The organism is Enterobacter mori (genome assembly GCF_025244905.1).
In the GTDB taxonomy this organism is placed as follows: Bacteria; Pseudomonadota; Gammaproteobacteria; order Enterobacterales; family Enterobacteriaceae; genus Enterobacter; species Enterobacter mori_A.
This window is the reverse complement of sequence record NZ_CP104285.1, coordinates 4754868-4778577: the sequence shown is the minus strand read 5'-3', so window position 1 is coordinate 4778577 and position 23710 is coordinate 4754868. Positions and strand designations below refer to the sequence as shown.

Genomic DNA, 23710 nt, shown 5'->3' with positions numbered 1-23710 from the left:
CATATGGGCGCAGAAATCCTGCTTGCCAGCTATGTCGCGGGCATTGAGAACGAGCTTTCTCTGTTTAAAAACAACGAACTCATCACTCAGGAGTACCGGCAGTTCGTGCACGAATGGGCGCGCGCCAGCCATGTCTCTGGCATGCTGAATGGCCCCACGCTGGAGATGGAACGCGTTATCGCCCTGAACGGCAGCGAAACCGTTGTCGACAACGATGACGGCAGTGCGCTCAGCGCAGCGATCGTCTGCCCGAAAAACCGCACCATTACCGTGGTCCTTAAGCACCAGTCGATAATCGACCTGCCTGTCCCCGACGCCAGTATTGAGCTGTATGAAGACCCCTCGTTTGCCCCTGACAAACGGGTTGACGTAAAAATAACGGATGAAAACGGCAGGGCCGTGTTTACGGAACTGACGATCGGAAAAAGCTATTACGCCCGGGCCGTCGATCCGGAGCTGGAAGCGCACAACGATGCCCTGCTTTCCGCCTATGACGAACTCTCCCGACAGCAGTACGACATCCTGGCCGCCCGGTGGAATGAATACCGTCCGCAGTGGAGGCTGAATGCCGTAACAGCCAGTCTGTCAGCAGCCTTCAGCGAGGGATTATTCAGCTCGCTGACCGGCCTCTGGAGCGACATCAAGCTGGCCTGGAATATCATCTCCAGCCCGGCGCCGTATCTGAGAGACATTGGCGATGCCCTCACGCAGGCCGGCGAATGGGTGTCCGGCCTCACGCTTCCGGATTTTTCAGGGGCCCTTGAAGCCAACAAGGCGCGCGCCCGTCAGCTGATGGCGCTGTTTAACGATGAAGCGGCCCTGTATCTGCTTACCCGCGCCACCCTGCTGCGCCTGCGCATGTATCCCTGGGGACACCTGCTCACCCCCCTGGCCGAATTTGCGGGGGAAATCCTGTCCGGCCTGATATTCGGGGCGCTGCTGACCCTGGTTACCGGTCCCGGCGGCCCGGCATTTCTGGCGTATAAAGTGGTCAGTATGCTGACGCGCTACGGCCCCCGCGCCGGACAGTCTGTCCAGAGGTTATGGCACGCGCTGACGGAAATCATGGCGGACATGGCCGGCATCATGTCCGGTTTTCTGGACAGGCATGGCGCCATTAACCATCAGCGCCAGAGTAATGCCCGGCTGGGCCTTAATCATGAAACCGATCTGGGGACGAGCCGTCACACCGAAATCGGCCTGAAAACCCGTGAGGAAAACTCGCCGGCCACAGACCCCGGCGGTAATCCGACAAAAAATACCGACGCCTGCGATACGGACGGCTGCCCTGTTTCCCTGATCAACGGGGAAGAGCTGCTGGCGCTGACGGATTTTACCCTGCCCGATGCCGTCCCGTTCAGCGTTGGCCGGCAGTACCGCACCACGGCGGTTGAGGAGGCGTCAACGCTCGGGTTTGGCTGGCGGCATACGCTTGACCATCACATCACCTTCACCGACAGCCATATCCTGTGGCGGGACCATGAAAACGTCACCCTGCGCCTGCCGTTGCCGGACCGCGCGACGCCCGCCTCACGCAACCCGCTGGCCGGTGCCCGGGCCTGGTGTGATAAAGCAGATGATGCGTTTGTGCTGAGCGCGCCGTCACTGAAAGGCTGGCTGATGCATGTCATCCGGGAGCCGGACGGCACGCAGGGACGCGTGAGCGGATTTTCCCGCCAGCGGCGACGCTGGCAAATCGAGTACGAGGGACCGTTACCCGTCAGACTGTTCAACACCGCGGGGCTGGCGCTGCATCTCCGTTACCGTCAACACGCCAGGGGGCCGCGCCTGAGTGCGCTGGTATTTGAAAATACGCGCCCGGACATGACGCGTGGTGCCGTGACGGTGATGCGCTACGACCACGATGACGAGGGACGCCTCTGCCTGGCCCGGGCACCGGGACAGGAGGCCGAACGGTACCACTACCGGGACGACCATCTTTTTACCTGCCGTGAACTGCCCGGCGGGGCGAAATTTTACTGGGCGTGGTCCGGTTCGGGTAAAACGGCCCGGGCCATTCGCCACTGGAGCAGCCTTCCGGGCCTGTCCCGGGAGTATATCTGGCAGACTGGCGGGCGCGTCACGGTTCGCCATGAAGACGGTGCGGAAGAGCACTGGCGGCACGATCCGGACACCGCCCGGCTGCTCGAACAGACCGGTGCGGATGGTGCCACCACCCGATATGACTATGATACGCGGGGCAACCTTGTCTCACTGACCGATCCGTCGGGCGCGGTGACCCGCTGGCATCATAACCGCGACGGACAGGTCACTGAAGAATGCCTGCCGGACGGGCAACGCATTCGTCGCTATTACAGCGCAGGCCGCTGTATTGAGCAGGTTACCTGGCGCGCTGACGGGCTGGAAAAACAGCGGGAGTGCTGGCGCTATGACGCCGACGGATGCCTGCTGGCATCAACCGACGCCGAAGGAAACACCACACGTTATCGCTGGTCGGAAGAGGGGGGGCTGGTCGCAACGGAATGGGCAGACGGGAGTGTTGAAACCCGTCAGCTTAACGCCGCGGGTCTGGTGATACGCCAGAAAGACCGCACCGGGAAAGTCATGACCTTTCGTTACGACCTGCTGTGCCGGCCGGTCTGGCAGGGCAATCCTGAGACCGGCGCTGGCGAACAGATCCACTGGGACGACGCGGGCAATCCGGAACGGATTATCCATGAGGACGGTAGCGAGCGCAGATGGGCGTGGAACGGTGACGGTCAGCTGCTGACGGAGCAGGATGAATCAGGACACATCACCCGCTATACGTATCATCCCGGCACCGCGCTGCTGAGCGAAATCCTTTACCCGGATAATACCCGGGAGACATACCGGTACGATCTTCGAACCGGACAGGTGACAGAGATCGTCGACGGCAACGGCCAGCGCTGGCAGCTTCTTTACACCCGCAGCGGTCTTCTGGCAGAGGAAACCCGCATCGACGGTATCCGCCTTTGCCGGGAATATGATGCCTGTGGCAGGCTTATCACCCTGCGGGAATATGACCTCAGCGGCAGGGAGGAGCGTGTGCGTGTCACCCGGCTGACGCGCGATGTGTCCGGGCGGGTGACGGAGAAAACGCTGCCTGACGGGAAAAAAATCCGCTACGCCTATGACGGTTTCGGGCGGCTGGCTTCAGCTGACGACGGTGGCTGGCCGATCGCATGGCAGTATGACCGCCGGGGCCTGCTCATGGCCGAACATCAGGGTCCGGCAAGTACCCACTACCTGCGGGACAGCACCGGCGCGCTGACCGCCATGCGCCTGCCGGACGGACGGACCCTGTCATGGCAGCGCCACCATGGACTGATTACGCATACCTCGCTGGACGCGCAGATGCTGGTCCGTCATGACTGGCGAAACGGCTCTGAGCGGACCCGGCACAGCGGAGCGTTCCGCCAGCATTTCGCCCGTGACGCCCGCGACCGCCTGATACGTCAGTCCGTCGTGATGGCTGACGACCGCACCGACAGGGCCCGGGAATACACCCCGGACGCCCGGAGCCTGATTTCGCGCATCACCGACACCGCCACCGGAGAGTGGCGTTTCAGCCACGATGAGCGGGGGCGCCTGACCGCCACCGCATTCACGCCGCGCCGGGCGGACGGAATCCTGTCATGGCAGGAGTCCTTCACGCACGATGCCGCCGGTAACCTGACCGGCCCCCTGACGGTCGCCCCCGGCAATCGCCTGACGCACGCCGGGGACACCCGCTACGAATACGACGGCTACGGCAACCGCATTCTTGAGGTGACCGGTGAGGAAGAGCAGCACTACGAATGGGACACGGAGCACCGCCTGACCGGCTACCGCTGCCGGGTACGGGGTCAGGAGACCGTGCATTATCGTTATGAGTACGATGCCCTGGGCCGCCGTATTCTGAAGGAGGATTTACTTACCCGCACCGCCCGCCGCTTTTTCTGGCAGGGCGAGCGCCTGCTCTGCGAGTGTGATGCCGGACGCTTCTGGCCCGGCAGGCTGCCGGATAACCCGCAGCTTCAGGAGGCGCTTCGCGATGCAACCTGCCGGGTGTGGCTGTATGAGGATGAAGATGACTTTCGCCCGCTGCTCATGCTCTGCGGACGGGAGACGGAGCCCGGGGTGTACCATTACGTCTGCGACCACCTCGGCACGCCGCTTGAGCTGCGCGACGTCCGGGGCCGCGTCGTGTGGTCAGCCATGCTGCGCAGCTACGGTCAGGTGCTTCATGCTGATACGGCAGGGATAAATCAGCCGCTGCGCTTTCAGGGGCAGTACCATGACGCGGAAAGCGGGTTATACTACAACAGGCACCGGTATTACGATCCGGGAGTGGGGCGGTACCTGAGTCCGGATCCGGTGGGGTTGGCGGGGGGGCTGAATACTTATGCGTACGCGCCGAATCCGTTAAGCTGGATCGATCCGCTTGGTCTAAGTTGCAAATTAACGAATCAGCAGTTTAAGAATAAACTTAAAAGGATTAAAAATCAGACTGCCGCACGTGGCAACCGGGGAATAACGGGTATTGTATCTCAGGATGATGCTTTTAAATTAGGTGAGGCATTTGTTGGACCTAATTATAAGAAAATTAGTGGTTATGGTTCTGATCTCTTGATTTCCGACGATGTTTTAAGACAATATAGAGGGCCGTCTCCGAAACGAGGAAGAAATCCATTGACTGATGAACCGTGGTCAAGAACTGGAACTCAAGTAAATTTTCAAACTAGAACTGTTCCTGAAGGGTCGTGGTCAAGCAATGTTCACTTGGATACGGAGGCATTACCATGAAATTAAAGCAAAGAAAACTAGAGATAAAACATTACTGGTCTCCAGATATATATGACCCGTGGACTTGGGAGTCTATCGATAATAATGTTTTCTATTTTCTTGAAATGAATATAGGCATGAGTGACGAAGATTCTTCGGATCTTTATTCTGTGGCTGTGGCAACTATCGAAGGAGTGTCTTCTCTAAAAGATAAAAAAAGCATGCTTAACAAACAATATAAAATAATTCTGATTGATGAATATTCATGGAAAAGAGTTGTGTCTATCTTAAACTCTATCGTTTCAAGTATTGAAATTAAAAACAACATATATATATCACAAGAGTTATGTAAGTATTTTTATTGGGAATATGATTCAATGAAATGATTTAAAAGCCGGGAAGGAATTAAATATTCCTGGCTTGTTTTTTATTTACCCGTCGACGTTCAGCCCACTAAAAAAGCGCCTCTTTTATTCCCTTTATCACCTGCCACACCTGAAAAATTACTCACGTAGCTCCTGCGTCTCGTCACTTTCCACCATCAACACAATACCTCCTTCGAAGTCTTAACACTCACGGCCGTTCAGGGCTCAAATCCCGCGTTCGGCAGCGAGTTGCCCATAAGGTACATACAGGGCATGCTTGAGCATTCAGTTGGAATTTTATAAAAAGTAACTTCTGAAAGAATATCTATTCACATTTAAGTTATAATTTCATTTATGTCCTCTCAGTAAATTAAAGCGGCCTGTAACAGGCTGCCTGATATATATCAGGCACAATTCTGAATTTTCGTGAGCTTCTTTTCCTGATCGCGCCTGTCTAATAGTATCAACATATGCAGGGATTATTTCCACAGCCTGCGGTAGCTATCACCTGGTTATCAGTTCGTTCTTGTTTCACATTAGCTTCATTCCACTACTGTTGTCTTATTACTTACGGCTGATGGCAAAGAATCCAGTGTCGGGCGGCTGATTAGCGCTGGCGATGGTGGATGACCGTGGTTATGGAATTATGACGGTCGCCCCCGGCAATCACCTGACGCACGCCGGGGACACCCGTTACGAATACGACGGCTACGGCAACCGCATTCTTGAGGTGACCGGTGAGGAAGAGCAGCACTACGAATGGGACACGGAGCACCGCCTGACCGGCTACCGCTGCCGGGTACGGGGTCAGGAGACCGTGCATTATCGTTATCAGTATGATGCCCTGGGGCGCCGTATTCTGAAGGAGGATTTACTTACCCGCGCCGCCCACCGCTTTTTCTGGCAGGGCGAGCGCCTGCTCTGCGAGTGTGATGCCGGACGCTTCTGGCCCGGCAGGCTGCCGGATAACCCGCAGCTTCAGGAGGCACTCCGCGATGCAACCTGCCGGGTGTGGCTGTATGAGGATGAAGATGACTTTCGCCCGCTGCTCATGCTCTGCGGACGGGAGACGGAGCCCGGGGTGTACCATTACGTCTGCGACCACCTCGGCACGCCGCTTGAGCTGCGCGACGTCCGGGGCCGCGTCGTATGGTCAGCCATGCTGCGCAGCTACGGTCAGGTGCTTCATGCCGATACGGCAGGGATAAATCAGCCGCTGCGCTTTCAGGGGCAGTATCATGACGCAGAAAGCGGGTTATACTACAACAGGCACCGGTATTACGATCCCGGAGTGGGGCGGTACCTGAGTCCGGATCCTGTGGGGCTGGATGGTGGGCTGAATACTTATGCCTACGTTAACAATCCATTAACCTGGATAGATCCATTAGGTCTTGCTGGGTGCAGTGCTCAATTTAAATCAAGAAATGAAGCGTTCCGGGCTGCAAAAAGAGATGCAGGTATTTCAATGAGTCAACAATCAGATAGAATATTCAATTCTAAAACTGGATTTCATGGTGACCATAGAAGTGTGCCAATGACTGACTCAAGAAAGAATCCTATTTTTGATAGCAACGGGAATCAAGTCTGGACAAGGGAATATCAGTTTACCAAAGCGGATGGTTCTAAAATTATTATCCAAGATCATTCTGCCGGACACTCTTACCCAAATAGTATAGGAAATCAAGGTCCTCATTTAAATATAAGACCAATTGAAAATACTAGAACAGGCTCAGTTCCTGGTACATTTGATCATTATGGATTTTAAGGATAACAATATGAACTGGAATGATATTGATGGCAATATATTATTTAATAAGGTTTTTACTAATCCTGTTGAAGTAGGAGAAATTGATATCTTTGATATCAAAATAGATCGTGAAGCTTCCACAGTAATAATATCTTTCGACTTAGTTAATGAATTACCAGATAACCCACCACCTAAATGGACAAAAGGTTATAACAGATGTAGATGTGGCATAAATTGTAGTGGGGTTAAATTTTTAAAGATAGATGGGATATCTACAGATATGCCAGCAAGAATAGAAATAAATAAACATGCTGGCAATAATGAAGTTATAATCAAAGGGGATGATATATTTCTAAATCTGAAGTGTTCACATATACAACTTATGGGACCTTCAGTATATATAAGTCAATAAAATAAAGCCGGGATAAATATTAAATCATCCCGGTTTATTTTTTATTTGGTTGCTATCATTCAGCACACTAAATACACAGTCACACACTTGCTTAACCAACTGATTCTACGGATAAAAAATTTCTCGTAACTCCTGTACCTCGTCACCGTCCACCATCAACACAATACCGCCGCCGAAATCTTAACACTCAAGGCCGTGCAGGGCTCAAATCCCGCGTCCGGCAGCGAGTTGCCCATAAGGTACATACTGGGCATGCTTGAGCATTCAGTTGGAATTTTATAAAAACCAACTTCTGAAAGAATATCTATTCACATTAAAGATATAATTTTATTTATGCCCTCTCAGTAAGTTAAAACGGCCTGTTACAGGTTGCCTGATATATATCAGGCTCAATTGAAAGTTTATAGGCACAGCATCTCTACGATCCTTAACCAACTCTAAATTAATTATTAAGTAATTTCCTACCAGGAAATCACCATTGTCCAAATGGCAACTCGCCTAATCCCTTTTCACCCCCTATCCTGCTTGCCTGCATCTATGGGGGGTTTATGGCACGTTTTCTGTTTTGTAGTTTCGCGCTGGTTCTGCTTTATCCGTCTGGCATTGATATGTATCTGGTGGGACTCCCCCACATCGCCCGCGATCTGGGCGCCAGCGAGGCGCAGCTGCACATCGCGTTTTCGGCCTACCTCGCGGGGATGGCGTCGTCGATGGTGTTTGCCGGGAAGATCGCAGATAAAGCAGGCCGTCAGCCTGTCGCGATAACCTGTGCCATCATTTTTGCCATGGCGTCCATTCTCTGCTCACAGGCGCAGAACAGCACCGTGTTCCTGTCAGGACGTTTTATCCAGGGCATTGGTGCCGGTGGCTGTTACGTCGTCGCTTTTGCCATTTTGCGCGACACCTTAAGCGCCCAGCGCCGCGCCAAAGTGCTGTCGATGCTGAACGGTATTACCTGCATCATCCCGGTGCTGGCACCCGTAGTGGGCTACCTAATCATGCTGAAGTTCCCGTGGCAGAGCCTGTTCTGGACCATGGCGGCGATGGGCGCGCTGGTGTTTATCCTGTCCATCGCCGTGCTGAAAGAGACCCACCCAGGCTCGCAGAATACCGGTCAACCCCCAACAATTCACCCAGCCGAGAAGCTGCTTAACCGCTTTTTCCTCAGTCGTCTGGCCGTGACCACGTTAAGCGTGGCGGTGATCCTGACCTATGTAAACGTTTCCCCGGTGTTACTGATGGAGACCATGGGCTTCGATCGGGGTGAGTATTCAACGGTGATGGCATTAACCGCCATGGTCAGTATGGCTGTCTCGTTCTCTACCCCGTTTGCACTCAATGTTTTCAGCCAGCGCACATTGATGCTGACCTCACAGGTTTTATTCCTCATGGCAGGCGCGATTCTGGCGGCCACCAGCTCACATGCGGTGATGCTGGTGGGTATTACCCTCATCTGTGCCGGGTTCTCGGTTGGCTTTGGCGTAGCGATGAGTCAGGCGCTTGGCCCCTTCTCGCTGCGGGCAGGCGTGGCAAGCTCGGTGCTGGGGATCGCGCAGGTCTGCGGCTCGTCTCTGTGGATTTGGCTGGCGGCGGTTATCGGTCTTAACGCGCTGAATATGCTGATCGGGATTCTGATTGGCTGTAGCATTGTCTGCATTACCTTACTTATGGTCATCCAGCCCGCGGCGCATTATGAAGAAGCCCATCAGCAGTCTCGATCTTAATCTCTTGCTTTGCCTGCAGCTTCTGCTGCAGGAGCGCAGCGTCACCAAAGCCGCGAAGCGGATGAACGTGACGCCGTCTGCGGTGAGTAAATCACTGGCCAAGCTGCGCGACTGGTTCGAAGACCCGCTGTTTGTCAAAACGCCGTTAGGGTTGCTGCCAACCCCGCTGACGGTAAGCCTGGAGCAGGATCTGGCCGACTGGATGCAGATTGGCAACCAGATCCTCGATAAATTCCACCATGATTCGCCAGGCGGGCTAACGTTCGTGCTGGCCGCCGAAACGCCGTTGATGCTGATCCGCTTTAACACCCTGCTGGAGCAGGTGAACCAGCGCTATCCGCAGGCTACGGTGAAGATGCGCCACTGGGATTACGACTCGCTGGATGCCATAACGCGTGGAGAGGTGGATCTTGGCTTTACCGGCCGAGAAACACATCCGCGTTCCCGCGAGCTGCTTAAGCTGATGCCGTGGTTTATCGACTACGAAATCCTGTTCAGCGATCGCCCCTGCGTCTATCTGCGCGAGGACCATCCGGCGCTTCAGCAGGAGTGGAATCTGGAGACTTTCCTGCACTTTCCCCATATCAGTATCTTCTGGGAACGTAGCGATACCTGGGCGCTTGATGAGGTGCTAAAGGAGATGGGGCGTGAGCGCAATATAGCCATGTGCCTGCCGGGTTTTGAACAGGCGATGTTTATGGCGGCGCAGCCCGACCATAACTATATCGCCACGGCTCCGCACTATTGTCATCACTACAATGAACTCCACCAGCGGAAGCTGATCGCGCTTCCTATTCCCATTGACGAAGCGCAGGCTGAAAAGCTTACCGTTCCCTTCACGCTGATCTGGCATAAACGGAACAGCCATAACCCCAAAATCCTTTGGTTGCGTGAGACAATCAAAGCACTGTACGGCGCTCCAGGTCCTGTTTTTGCCTAAGAAAATGTAAAGTTCGGTCCTAAGTCTTCTCTTACGCCGATTTACTGATTAAAACAGGAGCCAAGTTAAGCGATAATCATGTAACCGTTTAACCGATTACGACCATTATCAAGGAGCGAAAAATGGCAACGCACTTTGCAAGAGGGATACTTACAGACGGACATCTCGTATCGGCCAGAATTTCTTCAGCCTGTCACAGTGAAGCGCTCTCGCTTCCGGAGCACCGCAGGACGCGGTTTTTAGCCTCCAGAGCACTTCTCGCCGAGCTTATGTTCATGCTCTACGGCACCAGTGAGCTGCCGGACATTATTATCCAGCCAGAAGGCCGTCCGGTCTTTGCTGACCCGGAACTCCCCCGGTTTTCCATCGCCTATACGGGCAATATTATTGGTGTCGCGCTCACTACCGAGGGTGACTGTGGACTGGATATGGAACTTCAGCGCGCGACGCGCAGCTTCCACGGTGCTAACGCGCATAACGACTACCCGCTCTCCAGCAATGAAACGCTGTGGGTACGCAATCAAAACGATCCTGTTGAAGCCAGAGCCCAACTCATTACCCTGCGTCAGAGCATTCGTAAGCTCTGTGGGTGTGCGTCTGACGATGCCAGTCTGTTGCAACTGCTGCCAGGATCAGGACGCCTGCGCGCCACGAGAGCCACGCTGGTTGAAGCGCTCAGCGATGCTGAGGACGTGTTGATCTGGTCCATTGCCGTCACTCCGGCCATCGAACGCATGAAAATCTGGGAATTTGACAGCCAACAGGGATGGCGTAGCCTTCCTGATGTGCCCGAGCGCGCCAACGAGCCCGCCGCGCGTCTGATGCGTTTAACCAGTTTACCGGCAGAAAAAGCAATCACTCTTAGCTGATCCATTCAGGGTCATCATGATGAAACAGGAGTAATCATGTCTGATACGTTGAAAGTTGTTACGTTACTGGGAAGCCTGCGCAAAGGTTCATTTAACGGGATGGTCGCCCGCACCCTGCCACAGCTGGCACCGGCAGGAATGGAAATTAGCGCCCTGCCGTCCATTGGCGATATTCCGCTTTATGATGCTGACGTCCAGCAGGAAGAGGGGTTTCCGCAGAGCGTTGAGGCGCTGGCGGAGCAAATTCGCCAGGCCGACGGCGTGGTTATCGTCACACCCGAGTATAACTACTCGGTTCCGGGTGGCCTGAAGAATGCCATCGACTGGCTGTCCCGGTTACCTGAGCAGCCGCTGTCCGGCAAACCAGTGCTCATCCAGACCAGCTCGATGGGCGCGATTGGCGGCGCGCGCTGCCAGTATCATCTGCGCCAGATCCTGGTATTCCTGGATGCGATGGTGATGAACAAGCCGGAGTTTATGGGCGGTGTGATTCAGAACAAGGTCGACCCGCAAACGGGTGAAGTGGTGGATCAGAGCACGCGTGACCATCTTTCTGGTCAGCTGACCGCGTTTGGGGATTATATTAAGCGGGTTAAAGCCTGATAAAAAAGCCCGGTGGCGCTAGCGCTTACCGGGCCTACACTCGTCAGTAGGTCAGGTAAGCGAAGCGCCACCTGACACCACAAACCGCACCTTAGTGCGCGTCAATAAACACAATCTTCAGCACAAACAGCAGCGCCACGACAATGACGCATGGGCTGAGTTCGCGGAATCGGCCGGTACCGATCTTCATCACGCAGTAAGAGATAAAGCCCAGCGCAATACCTTCGGTAATCGAGAAGCTGAACGGCATCATCACAGCGGTAATAAACGCCGGAACCGCTTCGGTTAAATCTTCCCACTTCACGCGCGCCAGGCTAGACGTCATCAGCACGCCAACGTAGATCAGCGCACCCGCGGCCGCATACGGTGGAACCATCCCCGCCAGCGGAGAAAGGAAGATCACCAGCAGGAACAGAATACCCACGACCACCGCCGTCAAACCCGTACGGCCGCCCACAGAGACGCCGGAAGAAGATTCGATGTAAGCGGTCACAGAGGATGTTCCAATGAAAGAGCCGGCTACGGAAGAGACGCTATCTACAAACAGCGCCTGCTTCATGCGCGGGAATTTGCCTTTCTCATCCGCCAGACCCGCTTTGTCGGTCACGCCGATCAGCGTACCGGAGGAGTCAAACAGGTTAACCAGCATGAAGGAGAAAATCACGCCCGCCAGACCGAGGTTCAGGGAGCCCGCCAGATCAACGTGACCAATAACGGTAGAGACGCTCGGTGGCGCGGAGACGATCCCGTGATACTGGACATCGCCCAGCATCCAGCCCAGCAGCGTGGTGACCACGATGGACACCAGCACCGCCGCATGAATATTACGGGAAGCCAGGATCGCGATGATAAAGAAGCCCAGCACGCCCAGCAGCACGCTGTGAGAGGTCAGGTTGCCGATGCTCACCAGCGTTTCCGGGTTCGCCACGATCACTCCGGCGTTTTTCAGACCCATCATGCCGATGAACAGGCCGATCCCGCTGGTGATACCCACGCGCAGACTCACCGGGATATTCGCAATCATCCAGTAGCGCACGCGGAAAATGGTCAGCAGCAGCAGGCCAACGGCGCCCCAGAAGATAGCGCCCATGCCAACCTGCCACGGCAGGCCCATCGCCTGAACGACCACGAACGCGAAGAACGCATTCAGACCCATTGCCGGTGCCAGCGCAACCGGTAGGTTAGCGAACACGCCCATCAGGATGCTGCCAAGGGCGGCAATCAGACAGGTGGTCACGAAGACGGCGCTGGTATCCATGCCAGCAACGCCCAGAATTTGCGGGTTAACAAAAACGATATACACCATCGTCAGGAAGGTGGTGAAACCGGCGATCACTTCGGTGCGTGCCGTTGTGCCGTGCTCGCGCAGTTTGAACACGCGCTCAAGCAGACCCTGACCAGATGTCTGGGTTGTGTGTTGTTGACTCATCATCAATTTCCGAACAAGGAGGGAAAATTCGTCGCTATCCTATACCAAAATGCGACAATAGTGGCGGTTATGAGATACTTTTTTCATTGATTTTGCTTATACGGCAACGATTGCGTCTCGTTAAACTGCCGTACGTAAACGTTAAACTTGTTAAAAGGGAAAGGCATGTCCGGAATTGAAGCGGTATTTTTCGACTGCGACGGAACGCTGGTCGACAGTGAGGTCATTTGTTCCCGCGCGTATGTTGCCATGTTCCAGGAATTTGGCATTACGCTCGATCTCGAAGAGGTGTTCAAACGCTTTAAGGGCGTGAAGCTGTACGAGATCATCGACATCATTAACGAAGAGCACGGGGTGGATCTGGCGAAAGCCGATCTGGAACCGGTGTACCGCGCCGAGGTCGCACGCCTGTTCGACTCCGAGCTGGAGGTTATCGCAGGTGCAAATGCGCTGCTGGATGCGATGACGGTGCCAATCTGCGTGGTCTCTAACGGCCCGGTCAGCAAAATGCAGCACTCGCTGGGCAAGCTTGATATGTTGCACCATTTCCCGGAAAAACTGTTCAGCGGCTACGATATCCAGCGCTGGAAGCCAGACCCGGCGCTGATGTTCCATGCAGCGAAAGCGATGGACGTCAACGTAGAGAACTGCATTCTGGTGGATGATTCGTCTGCGGGTGCGCAGTCGGGGATTGATGCGGGCATGGAGGTGTTTTACTTCTGCGCCGACCCGCACAACAAGCCGATCGAGCATCCAAACGTGACGACCTTTACCGATCTGGCGCAGTTGCCGGAACTGTGGAAGGCGCGCGGGTGGAATATTACGCGTTAAGTTAACGTAGGGCGGGTAAGCGCTAGCGCCACCCGCCACAAACGTCACTCTTTCGGATCTTTACCCGCCAGCAGTTTGTCCAGCTCGTCGCCGCCCACGTGACGGAAATCCTGACCTTTCACGAAGTAGAAGATGTATTCGCAAATATTCTGGCAGCGGTCACCGATACGCTCGATAGAGCGCGCGCAGAACAGCGCGGTGAGCACGCTTGGGATGGTACGTGAATCTTCCATCATGTAGGTCATCAGCTGACGCACGATGCCTTCATACTCCTGGTCGACTTTCTTGTCTTCACGGTAGATACGCACCGCTTCGTCCAGATCCATACGCGCAAAGGCATCCAGCACGTCGTGCAGCATCTGCACGGTGTGGCGGCCCAGCGACTCCAGGCTCACCAGCAGCGGCTGGTGCTGTTGGGAGAACTTCTCCAGCGCAGTGCGGCAGATTTTATCCGCAACGTCACCAATACGCTCCAGCTCGGCGATAGTTTTAATGATCGCCATCACCAGACGCAGATCGCTCGCCGTCGGCTGGCGTTTCGCGATAATGCGTACGCAGGCTTCGTCGATAGCCACTTCCATCATGTTGACGTTTTTGTCGCCTTCAATGACGCGCTTTGCCAGCTCGCTGTCCTGGTTGTGCATCGCCGTAATTGCATCAGAAAGCTGCTGCTCGACCATGCCGCCCATGGTCATCACCTGGGTGCGAATGCTTTCCAGCTCTGCGTTGAACTGGCCGGAAATGTGTTTATTAAGATTGAGGTTGTCCATGGTTTCTCCACATGCACTAAGGCAAATCAACCGTAGCGGCCAGTAATATAATCTTCGGTTTGTTTCTTCGCGGGCCTGGTGAACAGCGCGTCCGTATCGCTGAACTCAATCAACTCGCCCAGATACATAAACGCCGTATGATCGGAACAACGCGCAGCCTGTTGCATGTTGTGGGTCACGATAACCACGGTGTAATCCTGCTTCAGCTCGGTGATGAGCTCTTCAATACGACCGGTTGAGATCGGGTCCAGCGCTGAACACGGCTCATCAAGCAGCAACACTTCCGGGCGAATGGCGATACCGCGCGCAATGCACAGACGCTGCTGCTGACCACCGGAGAGAGAGTAACCGCTCTGGTGTAATTTATCTTTGGTTTCGTTCCATAATGCGGCCTTGGTCAACGCCCACTGTACGCGTTCGTCCATATCGGTACGGGAGAGCTTTTCAAACAGGCGTACGCCAAATGCGATGTTGTCATAAATCGACATCGGGAACGGCGTTGGTTTCTGGAACACCATGCCTACTTTGGCACGCAACAAGGCGATATCCTGGGCCTGGGTCAGAATGTTTTCGCCGTCCAGGATGATTTCACCTTCAGCGCGCTGCTCCGGATAGAGCGAATACATTTTGTTAAAGGTACGCAGCAGCGTGGATTTTCCACAGCCGGATGGACCGATAAATGCCGTGACCTGGTTCTTCGCGATATCCAGGTTGATGTTCTTCAGGGCATGGAATTTGCCGTAGTAGAAGTTCAAATCACGAACCTGAATCTTACCCGGGGCAGTATCAACCATACTCATTGACTCATTTCCTCATTCGGCGCCGCGAGCTGCCGCGCCGTAAAAATTTAACCGTGTTTCTTCTTCGCGAAAATGACGCGCGCCAGAATGTTCAGCAACAGTACGCAAAGGGTAATGATCAGCACCCCGGCCCAGGCCAGCTGCTGCCACTCCGCGAATGGGCTCATCGCAAATTTAAAGATCGTCACCGGCAGGTTGGCGATCGGCTGCATCATGTCCGTGCTCCAGAACTGGTTGGAGAGGGAGGTAAACAGCAGCGGCGCCGTTTCACCTGCAATGCGCGCAATCGCCAGCAGAATACCGGTCATGATCCCGGAGATTGACGCTTTCAGCGTAATCGCGGAGATCATCTTCCATTTTGGCGTACCCAGCGCGTAAGCCGCTTCACGCAGGCTGTCCGGCACCAGTTTCAGCATGTTCTCGGTAGTACGAATGACTATAGGCACCTGCAGCAGCGCCAGCGCGATCACTCCCGCCCAGCCGGAGAAGTGTTCCATCTGTGCCACCACAACGGTGTAAACAAACAGACCCACCACAATAGACGGCGCGGACAGCAGAATGTCATTGATGAAGCGAATCACTTCCGCCAGCCAGGATTTACGCCCATATTCTGCCAGGTAGATGCCCGCCATGATGCCCAGCGGCGTACCGAAGACCGTCGCCCAGAGGATCAGCAGGCCGCTGCCTGCCAGGGCGTTCGCCAGACCACCACCCGCCGTGTTTGGCGGAGGCGTCATCTCGGTGAACAGCGCCAGCGACATACCGTCAATTCCACGAACGATTGTCGAGAACAGGATCCAGACCAGCCAGAACAAACCAAATGCCATCGTCGCCATCGAGAGCGTTAACGCAATCCGGTTTTTTATGCGGCGTCTGGCCTGCATTTTGCGGCGGGATTCCGCCAGTTCAGCGGTAGCTTGCATTTCGAGAGTTGCCATTAGCGTGCCCCCTCATTTTTGGCGAGACGCATAATCATCAGCTTGGAAATCGCCAGAACAATGAAGGTGATAACAAACAGAATCAGACCCAGTTCCATCAGCGCTGCAACGTGCAGACCGGATTCCGCTTCCGCAAATTCGTTTGCCAGAGCAGAGGTAATACTGTTGCCCGGCATGTAGAGCGACACGCTGTCGAGCTGGTAGGTGTTACCGATGATAAAGGTGACCGCCATGGTTTCACCCAGCGCACGACCCAGGCCCAACATCACGCCCCCGATCACCCCATTTTTGGTGAACGGAAGAACAATGCGCCAGATAACTTCCCAGGTGGTGCAGCCGATGCCGTAGGCCGACTCTTTCATCATCACCGGGGTTTGCTCGAAGACATCGCGCATCACCGCCGCAATGTACGGAATAATCATGATGGCGAGGATCACACCCGCAGCCAGAATACCGATACCGAATGCAGGGCCAGAGAACAAGGCGCCAACAAACGGGATGGTGGAGAGAACGTTGCCGACTGGCTCCTGGAAGTAGGTCGCGAACAGCGGCGCAAAGATAAACAGGCCCCACATGCCGTAAACGATACTTGGAATGGCCGCCAGCAGTTCGATAGCGATACCGAGCGGGCGTCGCAGCCAGCCAGGCGCCAGCTCCGTCAGGAACAGGGCAATACCAAAGCTCACCGGAACCGCAATCAGCAGGGCGATGAACGAGGTCACCAGCGTGCCATAAATCGGCACCAGGGCGCCGTAGATGTCGTTCGGCGCGTCCCACTCTTTAGTCCACAGGAAGGAGAACCCAAATTTCTGGATGCTCGGCCAGGAGGAGAAAATCAGAGACACGATAATGCCGCCCAGCAGCAATAGCACAATCAGCGCAGCCAGTCTGACCAGCGCGCTGAAAATCATGTCACCTTTTTTACCCGGAGGGTTAAATGCAGGCTTGGTTGCAGCCATAAATTACTCTTCTGTTAAACGCGTTTACGAAATCGCCGGGTGGCGCTTACGCTTACCCGGCCTACAGTCGGAACCGTAGGGCGGGTAAGCGTAAGCGCCACCCGCCATTTTCGTCAGAATGCTAAATTAATACAATGCTTTACCGCTGCTGTCTTTCACGTTGGTTTTCCATGCAGCACGAATCTGCTCAACCACGCTGTCCGGCAGGCTGGCGTAATCCAGGTCGTTAGCCTGCTTGCCGCCGTTTTTGTATGCCCAGTCGAAGAACTTCAGCACTTCCGCACCCTGCTCTGGTTTCTTCTGATCTTTGTGGACCAGAATGAACGTCGTAGAGGTGATTGGCCACGCGTCGTCCCCTTTCTGGTTGGTCAGGTCTTGCGCGAAGGATTTGCTCCAGTCAGCGCCTTTTGCGGCGTTAGCAAAGTTCTCTTCGGTCGGGCTAACCGGTTTACCGTCAGCTGAAACCAGTTTGGTGTAAGCCAGGTTGTTCTGCTTAGCGTAGGCGTATTCTACGTAACCGATGGAGCCAGGCAGACGCTGTACGAACGCGGCGATACCGTCGTTACCTTTACCGCCCAGACCGGTTGGCCAGTTAACGGTAGAGCCGGAGCCGACTTTAGATTTCCACTCTTCGTTCACTTTCGCCAGATAGCTGGTGAACACGAAGGAAGTACCGGAACCGTCAGCACGACGAACCACAGCGATGTTCTGCGAAGGCAGCTTAACGCCCGGGTTCAGTTTGGTGATGGCTTCGTCATCCCATTTCTTGATTTTGCCCAGGTAGATGTCACCCAGGGTTTTGCCGTCCAGCACCAGCTCGCCTGATTTCAGGCCAGGGATGTTAACAGCCAGCACAACGCCGCCGATCACGGTCGGGAACTGGAACAGGCCTTCCTGATTCAGTTTTTCATCAGACAGTGGGGCATCTGACGCGCCGAAATCAACGGTATTCGCGGTAATTTGTTTTACGCCACCGGAGGAGCCGATACCCTGATAGTTAACCTTGTTGCCGGTTTCTTTCTGGTAGGTATCCGCCCATTTGGCATACACCGGCGCAGGGAAGGTTGCACCGGCACCTGTCAGGCTTGCTGCTGCAAATACAGAGAAAGCGCTCATGGATAAGGTCGCGGCGACAACAGTTGCGACAGTGGTACGCATAACTTTCATAATGTCTCCTGCAAGGATTTCGTAAATCATTGTTTAAGTGGCTACGATGAGCAAAATAGGACAAACAGGTGACAGATAAATGTACGAATTATGACAGTTTTATGACAATGCACGCATGCACTTTAACCTCATGAATAAAAACATGATTTTATTTTTCGCAATGCAGCGTTATGAAAGGAAGTGTGGTTCAGAATGTAAAAAATGACAATGACTGTAATATGTAACAGGGGCGGAAATATTTCGCCCCTGTGTTTATTCAGTTGGCGATCTCCAGCGTGATAGTGGCGTAGGCGTCAAAGGTCCCCGGCCTGGGCTGAGCGCCTGTCGCACTGGCTGGCGCCGCGGAAAACGTCAGCGAGTTGGTTTCTGCCCCCTGATTGTTCGCCCCCCTGTCCATACTCATGCTGCCGCCGTTCACATTCACCGCGCGGTCGGCCTTGTCATAAATGACAATCCCGACATCATCGTTACCGTTCACTTTCATCATTGTGGCGCTGGAGTCAACCGGGTCGGCATGAAGGGAGGAGTAGACGATATTTTCATCCCTTATTCCGGTGCACTGGACGAGGATGGTTTTGGTCACCTTGTGGCTGGAAACGGGCGTGCCCTGCACCGCAGAAAACGCCGTGGCAGGGATCTTACCAAAATCGATCTCCAGCGACTGCCCCGCCGCAATCTCACAGTTTTGCGGCGCGACGATATCACCTGAAATACGAATTTCGGCCAGCTTGTCGGTACTCGCTAAAGAGGATTGCTCGTCTATTCCGCCGTACAGATCCGCGACGACGGTGCCCGGTACCGTCACTTTGCCGATAAAAGGTTTGTTAACCAGAAACGACAGCTTGATCTCCGATCCCGTATCCAGTATCGCCTGGCTGCCTTCTTCTCCATCCGCATAGCAGTACATACCTGAGGTCACGCGATTTGGTTCCGCAGAAAAGGGAACGGGGATGAATTCACGGCCCAGTACATGGATCGAAGTGGCAATACTCAGATTTTCATTCAATGTATTGTAAGTGTAGCCGTCTCTTGTCGTATCCATGTTCAAAGGCGAGGTAGCCGTATAGTAGATACTCCGAAATGTGGTGGTATAGCGACCAAGGCAATTACACTGAACTTTATAAGTGCTCGGTGACGAAAGTGTTTTTAGATCTCTTATCTCCATACCCGCTTTATTTTTATCAGCGGGTATTTGCTGATTATTCACATTCAGATTGTAGAGATAGGTTCCACCCACTGCATGGCAGATCCCATCCCCCGCAAGCGCAGCCTTGCTCCACGTACTGAACAAAAGCGTCATTACAACAAACAGCCTTTTCGAACCGAATTTCATTGCGCTATCCCTGTTGGCAAACTGCCGTTGTCTGAACCAGCTCGACACCTGTCGGCTTGTTAATGTGGTAATGCACCGTGCAGCGACTGGCATTTCCCTTTCCCCAGTTCAGTGAAAACGTACCTTCTTCCGGCATACCGGAAAGGTAGACATCGCCGTTATCCCCGACAATGCCGGTCACGCTGCCGGACTCAAGCTCCGCGGATGCCATCGCGCCAAAGGGGACGGGTTGTCCATTCGCCTGACGAACGTTAAACAAGATGCGATAGCCAACGTGCGTAACAAATTCAGCCTTCACCACGGCGCCACGCGTGGGCACCAGGGTAAGGACGCTGTTATCAAGCTCGACGTTAGCTTTGGCGAAGTAATCACTGTCGAAAGCGACACGGTTTTCATCGTAGGGGTTGAGCTGCGTCTGTACGGTGTAACCCCGCCAGTCAGTGGCGATGCCACCTGCGTTTTCCAGCTCAAGACCGGCGGCTCCGGGGGCTTTAATCAGCGCGACGGTCTCACCCAGCTCCTGGGAAAAAGTGATCCCTTCGCTGTGTGCCAGAATGCCACCTTTCACACCATAGTTAAGGCGCTCTGATTCCCGGCTATAGTCATAGCTGGCATTCGCCGAGCCGTATGTTCCGTCATACCCAAGTCCTGCACTGCCGTTGCTCTCTCGTTCATCAGCATCCCAGGATTGCTGAATGTTATAAGAGAGGTTATGTCCTTCGAGCGCCGTACCGTTTACGCCAACCTGATGCATCCCTTTACCGTGGTTATTTTGCGTCGCGCTATACGAGATGTAGCTGTTGCTGAGCCAGCCGGATAGAGGAACTGACACGGAGAACATGAAGATCTGCTCGCTTTCTGAGGAGGTGCTATCGGCATCCTGGCGGCCGCTGGAAGTGGTGGCAGAATCCGAATAGTTCCAGGAGAGGTTCCAGGAGATAGAACGCCAGCTGTTGCTGTAGCCGAATTGCACCAGTCGTTCGACAGCGTCCGTCTTCCAGTACTGCTGGCGGCTCAACGTCAGATAGAGGTTGCCCATACCTTCGCCGAAAGTTTGGGTCCACGTGCCTTCCAGACGACTGCGTCGGTTACCGGTGGCCCAGAAATCGCTTTGGTTATTCTGGCGTGAAGCCCACTCATTCAGCGTGTAGTACCCTTCCGTCGAGTACCGGTAACCCACCAGCCGGAGCGTCGTGTCGGTATCATCAAAGCGTTTTGAATAGAGGAAACGATAAGACTGCCCCTGTTCATTATCGTTCTCGTCGAACCAGGCGGCTGCGTGGGTGACGTCAAAGGAGAGTGCGCCCAGCGACCCCATATCCTTGCCGACTCCGAGCGCAGCAGCGCGATAATCCTGCGCCAGCTGCATGCCGCCGTACAGCGTTAATCCCCACGGCAGACCGCGCAGCAGCTGAGCCTGAAACACGTCCGGCGTGAAAGCATGTTGGTCGCGCAACTCACCCGCGCTGATATCCACATCGGTCTGTCCCTCGCGCTTCAGTATGGCTAACGACGCATAGGGCTGCGTGAAGCGTTGTTCGCTGCCGTCCTCTTCTTTGATGGTGACATCCAGATCGCCGCCTGAGTGGGTAGTATTAAGATCGGTCAGCGAAAAGGCGCCCGGCGGAACGGCTGATTGATAAATGACATACCCATTCTGCCTGACGATGACGGTGGCGTTACTTTTTGCCACGCCGCGAACCACCGGAGCAAACCCGTTCTGGCTGGCGGGAAGCATGTCGTTATCCGTGTAGAGCCGCACGCCGCGAAGCTGCGTGCTGTCAAACACATCGCTGGCGGTAAACGTATCTCCAATCATCACCTGGCTACGAAGCGCGGCAATATTCCGCTCGGCGTAGGTGCTTATAGTGTCATAGGCTGACTGCCCGTTGCTGATATTGAGGGTACTGTAGTTACGCAGGCGCCATGCCCCCACGTTTATTCCATTGCGCAGGTTGAGGTAGTAAAACGCCTCGTCATCACCGTCATCGTCGCGAAGCGTTTCAGAGCCTGAAAAATCATAATTCACCATCAACGCGTTAATGCCTTCATTCCAGCGGGAAGGGCTTATCGCATCATGGGCAGCGGCATCAATATAAATCTGCGGGATGGTCAGATTGAGGGCCAGTTCATCCGTATTAAACGTCGAGGTCGCTCCCTCTATCACCGCCGCAGGACGGATACACTGCTTCTCGTCGATCTCTGCCAGCGCCTTTACCGCTTCAACTTTTACGCCAAACGTGGCCAGGACGCTTTTCGCATCCACAAAACAGGGAGTGATTTCCGCCTCTGCATTATCCTGAACAAACGTCACGACGCGTTGTTCAATACGCTTACCGTTAACAAAAATATCGACCTTGTAATCCCCGGCAGGCAGGCTGTTTGCCCGGTTGAACTGGCTGATGTCCACATCAACGGGACGATCGATCTCCAGCAAGGCGGGATTAAACAGATCCTTTGCCGCAGACATTTTCGCAGCAGAAAAGAATATCCCTGAGATCATCAGGAGTTTTACGAGCGGTGAGGAGGCCATTTGCCAGGATATCCCGATGATCAGAGGGTAAGCGCAATAGCGTTACTGATGCCGCCGTAGTCATTGACGTAGCGCCAGACCATGCTATGACCGGACGTTCCCGCAGGCAGCGGAAGACGAAGCGTTTCAAACGGGCGGATAATATTCAAAGGCACATCCTTCCCGTCGACCGTCACATTCATCACGTTGACGTGAATGGCACTGGGATTATGCACAACTAAAAAACCGCCTTCGGTATGCCAGGTGACTTTTGGCGCGGCAGTTTCCGGTGTGACCTTGAGCGCAGCTGGACGCCAGAAGAGTTTGATGCGCGTTTTGATGGCGATTTCCAGCCGGTTTGGGCTGTTACCCGAAGGCGGAATATTTTTCACGTTCAGCCAAAAGACGGATTCGCGATCGGCAGGCAGTGTTCCTTTGACTTTCATAATCCGCAGAATTTTTTCCTGCTGTGGCTCTAGCCGGGAAACCGGAGGAATAACGGTAAAAGGCGGTGAAGGTTGATTGCGACTTTCGAAAGGATCAACCCATGTCTGAATCAAATACGGCAGCGTATTATCATTGTTACGAACCGAAATGGTCGCATCGGATTTATCACTGGAATAGATAACACGCGTTCCACCAATAATAATACCCGCGGTTGAGAAACATGAAAAAAAGGCCAGCCACAGCGTCATAAGCACGCCGAAAAACACTCTTATCACAAAATAATCCTTTATATAAAGAGCCTGGTAGAAAAAGGGCAGCCATCAGGCTCAACAGAGTGTACGGGGTGATATTATTTCAGGTATTCGATAGTAAACTGAGAATCAGCGTTAGCTGTACCCGGCGTGACCGTAGCAAGGGTTTGCACATATTTCGCTTTGAAGCCTAAATCTGCATTCCCGGAGGCAATAGGGCTATAAGCAGAATTGCCGTACAGCGGGACGGGAGTATCATCCTTCAGGTTGTATAATTTAATCGCCACACCTGTTGCTGCGACAGCGGTTTCTCCACCGGTGAAGGTACCGTCAGTGCCCGTTTCTCCCGCCACAGGCGTACCGATGGCAAGATAGCCTTTACCGATAGTATTTCTGTCTTCAGTACCATCAAAGCGAACGGCAGCCTGAGTGTATGTGGTAGGGCATTTTTCTAGTCGGATATGAAAATCTTTTACCGATGCCGTAGAGTCAATACCCGTGAAAGCGGTTTTACCCACCTTACCGATATTCACCGTCTGTCCAGCCGTATCTGAAGTGACTTCACATGTGGTATCCACCACTTCGCCACGGAAGTGTACAATACCGTCAGATGCGATAACCTGATTAGCTAAAAACAGTGAAGAAAGCGCCAAAATCCCTGTAAAAATATTACGTTTCATAGTACTCCGCCATTAAATTAATAAATCCATCTATTACATTCATGATTTAAATAAATCATGGAACTTGCGTTCAGGCGACATAATACAAATAAAATTAAATTCAGCAAGAAATAAAATTATATTATTAAAGGAGTATTATTTAAGGAGGAATAATAGAATAAACAAATAAAACATTCGGTCTGATTTA

General features: G+C 53.9%; 19 protein-coding genes. 9 read left to right on the top strand and 10 right to left on the bottom strand.

Features of this window, described 5'->3' with window-relative positions:
* Window positions 1-3 precede the first annotated feature (3 nt).
* The 8 genes from N2K86_RS22555 to N2K86_RS22520 all read left to right on the top strand — a co-directional run bounded on the left by N2K86_RS22555 (window position 4) and on the right by N2K86_RS22520 (window position 11406).
* Window positions 4-4767 (top strand): RHS repeat-associated core domain-containing protein, encoded by a 4764-nt coding sequence (locus tag N2K86_RS22555; RefSeq protein WP_260660029.1) that lies wholly within the window; start codon window positions 4-6, stop codon window positions 4765-4767.
* Window positions 4764-5132, top strand: a complete 369-nt coding sequence (locus tag N2K86_RS22550; RefSeq protein WP_260660028.1) for an immunity 8 family protein — start codon at window positions 4764-4766, stop codon at window positions 5130-5132. Before N2K86_RS22555 ends, N2K86_RS22550 begins: the two co-directional genes overlap by 4 nt.
* A 625-nt stretch (window positions 5133-5757) precedes the next feature.
* Window positions 5758-6876 carry an RHS repeat-associated core domain-containing protein gene (locus N2K86_RS22545; RefSeq protein WP_260660027.1) on the top strand — a complete coding sequence of 373 codons (1119 nt, stop codon included), beginning with the start codon at window positions 5758-5760 and terminating at the stop codon, window positions 6874-6876.
* Window positions 6877-6886: 10 nt separating this feature from the next.
* Complete coding sequence (locus N2K86_RS22540; protein ID WP_260660026.1) at window positions 6887-7270, top strand: immunity 50 family protein; 384 nt, start codon at window positions 6887-6889, stop codon at window positions 7268-7270.
* Between the two features lie 548 nt (window positions 7271-7818).
* Window positions 7819-8994: an MFS transporter gene (locus tag N2K86_RS22535; RefSeq protein WP_260660025.1), complete on the top strand. Its 1176-nt coding sequence runs from the start codon at window positions 7819-7821 to the stop codon at window positions 8992-8994.
* A complete protein-coding gene (yidZ, locus tag N2K86_RS22530; RefSeq protein ID WP_260660024.1) occupies window positions 8963-9934 on the top strand; it encodes an HTH-type transcriptional regulator YidZ in 972 nt (323 codons plus the stop codon). Before N2K86_RS22535 ends, yidZ begins: the two co-directional genes overlap by 32 nt.
* Before the next feature lie 122 nt (window positions 9935-10056).
* The gene (locus N2K86_RS22525) at window positions 10057-10803 is read left to right on the top strand and encodes a 4'-phosphopantetheinyl transferase family protein (RefSeq protein WP_260660023.1); all 747 of its coding nucleotides are present in this window, start codon (window positions 10057-10059) and stop codon (window positions 10801-10803) included.
* A 36-nt stretch (window positions 10804-10839) separates the two neighbouring features.
* The gene (locus N2K86_RS22520; RefSeq protein ID WP_014833835.1) at window positions 10840-11406 is read left to right on the top strand and encodes an NADPH-dependent FMN reductase; all 567 of its coding nucleotides are present in this window, start codon (window positions 10840-10842) and stop codon (window positions 11404-11406) included.
* A gap of 91 nt (window positions 11407-11497) precedes the next feature.
* On the opposite strand, the gene adeP is transcribed toward N2K86_RS22520, so the two are convergent.
* Window positions 11498-12835 carry an adenine permease AdeP gene (adeP, locus tag N2K86_RS22515; protein WP_139157909.1) on the bottom strand — a complete coding sequence of 446 codons (1338 nt, stop codon included), beginning with the start codon at window positions 12833-12835 and terminating at the stop codon, window positions 11498-11500.
* A gap of 165 nt (window positions 12836-13000) precedes the next feature.
* Between adeP and yieH the strand changes: the two genes are divergently transcribed.
* Window positions 13001-13666, top strand: coding sequence for a 6-phosphogluconate phosphatase (yieH, locus tag N2K86_RS22510; RefSeq protein ID WP_260660022.1), 666 nt, complete (start codon window positions 13001-13003; stop codon window positions 13664-13666).
* Window positions 13667-13710: 44 nt separating this feature from the next.
* On the opposite strand, the gene phoU is transcribed toward yieH, so the two are convergent.
* From phoU to N2K86_RS22465, 9 genes are all read right to left on the bottom strand, one after another.
* On the bottom strand, window positions 13711-14436 hold the full coding sequence (phoU, locus tag N2K86_RS22505) for a phosphate signaling complex protein PhoU (RefSeq protein WP_008500182.1): 726 nt from the start codon (window positions 14434-14436) through the stop codon (window positions 13711-13713).
* A 26-nt stretch (window positions 14437-14462) separates the two neighbouring features.
* Entirely contained in the window at window positions 14463-15236 is a 774-nt protein-coding gene (gene pstB, locus N2K86_RS22500; protein ID WP_131634545.1) for a phosphate ABC transporter ATP-binding protein PstB, read from the bottom strand.
* A gap of 47 nt (window positions 15237-15283) precedes the next feature.
* Complete coding sequence (gene pstA, locus N2K86_RS22495; protein WP_260660021.1) at window positions 15284-16174, bottom strand: phosphate ABC transporter permease PstA; 891 nt, start codon at window positions 16172-16174, stop codon at window positions 15284-15286.
* A complete protein-coding gene (gene pstC, locus N2K86_RS22490; RefSeq protein WP_260660020.1) occupies window positions 16174-17133 on the bottom strand; it encodes a phosphate ABC transporter permease PstC in 960 nt (319 codons plus the stop codon). Before pstC ends, pstA begins: the two co-directional genes overlap by 1 nt.
* A gap of 126 nt (window positions 17134-17259) precedes the next feature.
* A complete protein-coding gene (gene pstS, locus N2K86_RS22485; protein WP_260660019.1) occupies window positions 17260-18300 on the bottom strand; it encodes a phosphate ABC transporter substrate-binding protein PstS in 1041 nt (346 codons plus the stop codon).
* A gap of 256 nt (window positions 18301-18556) precedes the next feature.
* Window positions 18557-19600, bottom strand: coding sequence for a fimbrial protein StgD (gene stgD, locus N2K86_RS22480; RefSeq protein ID WP_260661749.1), 1044 nt, complete (start codon window positions 19598-19600; stop codon window positions 18557-18559).
* A gap of 37 nt (window positions 19601-19637) precedes the next feature.
* Window positions 19638-22166, bottom strand: coding sequence for a fimbria/pilus outer membrane usher protein (locus N2K86_RS22475; protein ID WP_407065253.1), 2529 nt, complete (start codon window positions 22164-22166; stop codon window positions 19638-19640).
* Window positions 22167-22186: 20 nt separating this feature from the next.
* Window positions 22187-22840 (bottom strand): fimbrial chaperone, encoded by a 654-nt coding sequence (locus tag N2K86_RS22470; RefSeq protein ID WP_260660018.1) that lies wholly within the window; start codon window positions 22838-22840, stop codon window positions 22187-22189.
* A gap of 101 nt (window positions 22841-22941) precedes the next feature.
* Window positions 22942-23523, bottom strand: a complete 582-nt coding sequence (locus tag N2K86_RS22465) for a chaperone-usher fimbrial major subunit (protein WP_260660017.1) — start codon at window positions 23521-23523, stop codon at window positions 22942-22944.
* Window positions 23524-23710 lie beyond the last annotated feature (187 nt).

What these genes read in the sequence shown, in the direction of transcription:
- yieH (WP_260660022.1), top strand. Translation starts at nt 13,001, where the DNA reads ATGTCCGGAATTGAAGCGGTATTTTTCGACTGCGACGGAACGCTGGTC.
- N2K86_RS22545 (WP_260660027.1), top strand. Translation starts at nt 5,758, where the DNA reads ATGACGGTCGCCCCCGGCAATCACCTGACGCACGCCGGGGACACCCGT.
- N2K86_RS22465 (WP_260660017.1), bottom strand. Translation starts at nt 23,523, where the DNA reads ATGAAACGTAATATTTTTACAGGGATTTTGGCGCTTTCTTCACTGTTT.
- N2K86_RS22535 (WP_260660025.1), top strand. Translation starts at nt 7,819, where the DNA reads ATGGCACGTTTTCTGTTTTGTAGTTTCGCGCTGGTTCTGCTTTATCCG.
- N2K86_RS22540 (WP_260660026.1), top strand. Translation starts at nt 6,887, where the DNA reads ATGAACTGGAATGATATTGATGGCAATATATTATTTAATAAGGTTTTT.
- pstC (WP_260660020.1), bottom strand. Translation starts at nt 17,133, where the DNA reads ATGGCTGCAACCAAGCCTGCATTTAACCCTCCGGGTAAAAAAGGTGAC.
- pstS (WP_260660019.1), bottom strand. Translation starts at nt 18,300, where the DNA reads ATGAAAGTTATGCGTACCACTGTCGCAACTGTTGTCGCCGCGACCTTA.
- N2K86_RS22555 (WP_260660029.1), top strand. Translation starts at nt 4, where the DNA reads ATGGGCGCAGAAATCCTGCTTGCCAGCTATGTCGCGGGCATTGAGAAC.
- pstB (WP_131634545.1), bottom strand. Translation starts at nt 15,236, where the DNA reads ATGAGTATGGTTGATACTGCCCCGGGTAAGATTCAGGTTCGTGATTTG.
- N2K86_RS22520 (WP_014833835.1), top strand. Translation starts at nt 10,840, where the DNA reads ATGTCTGATACGTTGAAAGTTGTTACGTTACTGGGAAGCCTGCGCAAA.
- adeP (WP_139157909.1), bottom strand. Translation starts at nt 12,835, where the DNA reads ATGAGTCAACAACACACAACCCAGACATCTGGTCAGGGTCTGCTTGAG.
- N2K86_RS22525 (WP_260660023.1), top strand. Translation starts at nt 10,057, where the DNA reads ATGGCAACGCACTTTGCAAGAGGGATACTTACAGACGGACATCTCGTA.
- yidZ (WP_260660024.1), top strand. Translation starts at nt 8,963, where the DNA reads ATGAAGAAGCCCATCAGCAGTCTCGATCTTAATCTCTTGCTTTGCCTG.
- pstA (WP_260660021.1), bottom strand. Translation starts at nt 16,174, where the DNA reads ATGGCAACTCTCGAAATGCAAGCTACCGCTGAACTGGCGGAATCCCGC.
- N2K86_RS22475 (WP_407065253.1), bottom strand. Translation starts at nt 22,166, where the DNA reads ATGGCCTCCTCACCGCTCGTAAAACTCCTGATGATCTCAGGGATATTC.
- N2K86_RS22470 (WP_260660018.1), bottom strand. Translation starts at nt 22,840, where the DNA reads ATGACGCTGTGGCTGGCCTTTTTTTCATGTTTCTCAACCGCGGGTATT.
- stgD (WP_260661749.1), bottom strand. Translation starts at nt 19,600, where the DNA reads ATGACGCTTTTGTTCAGTACGTGGAGCAAGGCTGCGCTTGCGGGGGAT.
- N2K86_RS22550 (WP_260660028.1), top strand. Translation starts at nt 4,764, where the DNA reads ATGAAATTAAAGCAAAGAAAACTAGAGATAAAACATTACTGGTCTCCA.
- phoU (WP_008500182.1), bottom strand. Translation starts at nt 14,436, where the DNA reads ATGGACAACCTCAATCTTAATAAACACATTTCCGGCCAGTTCAACGCA.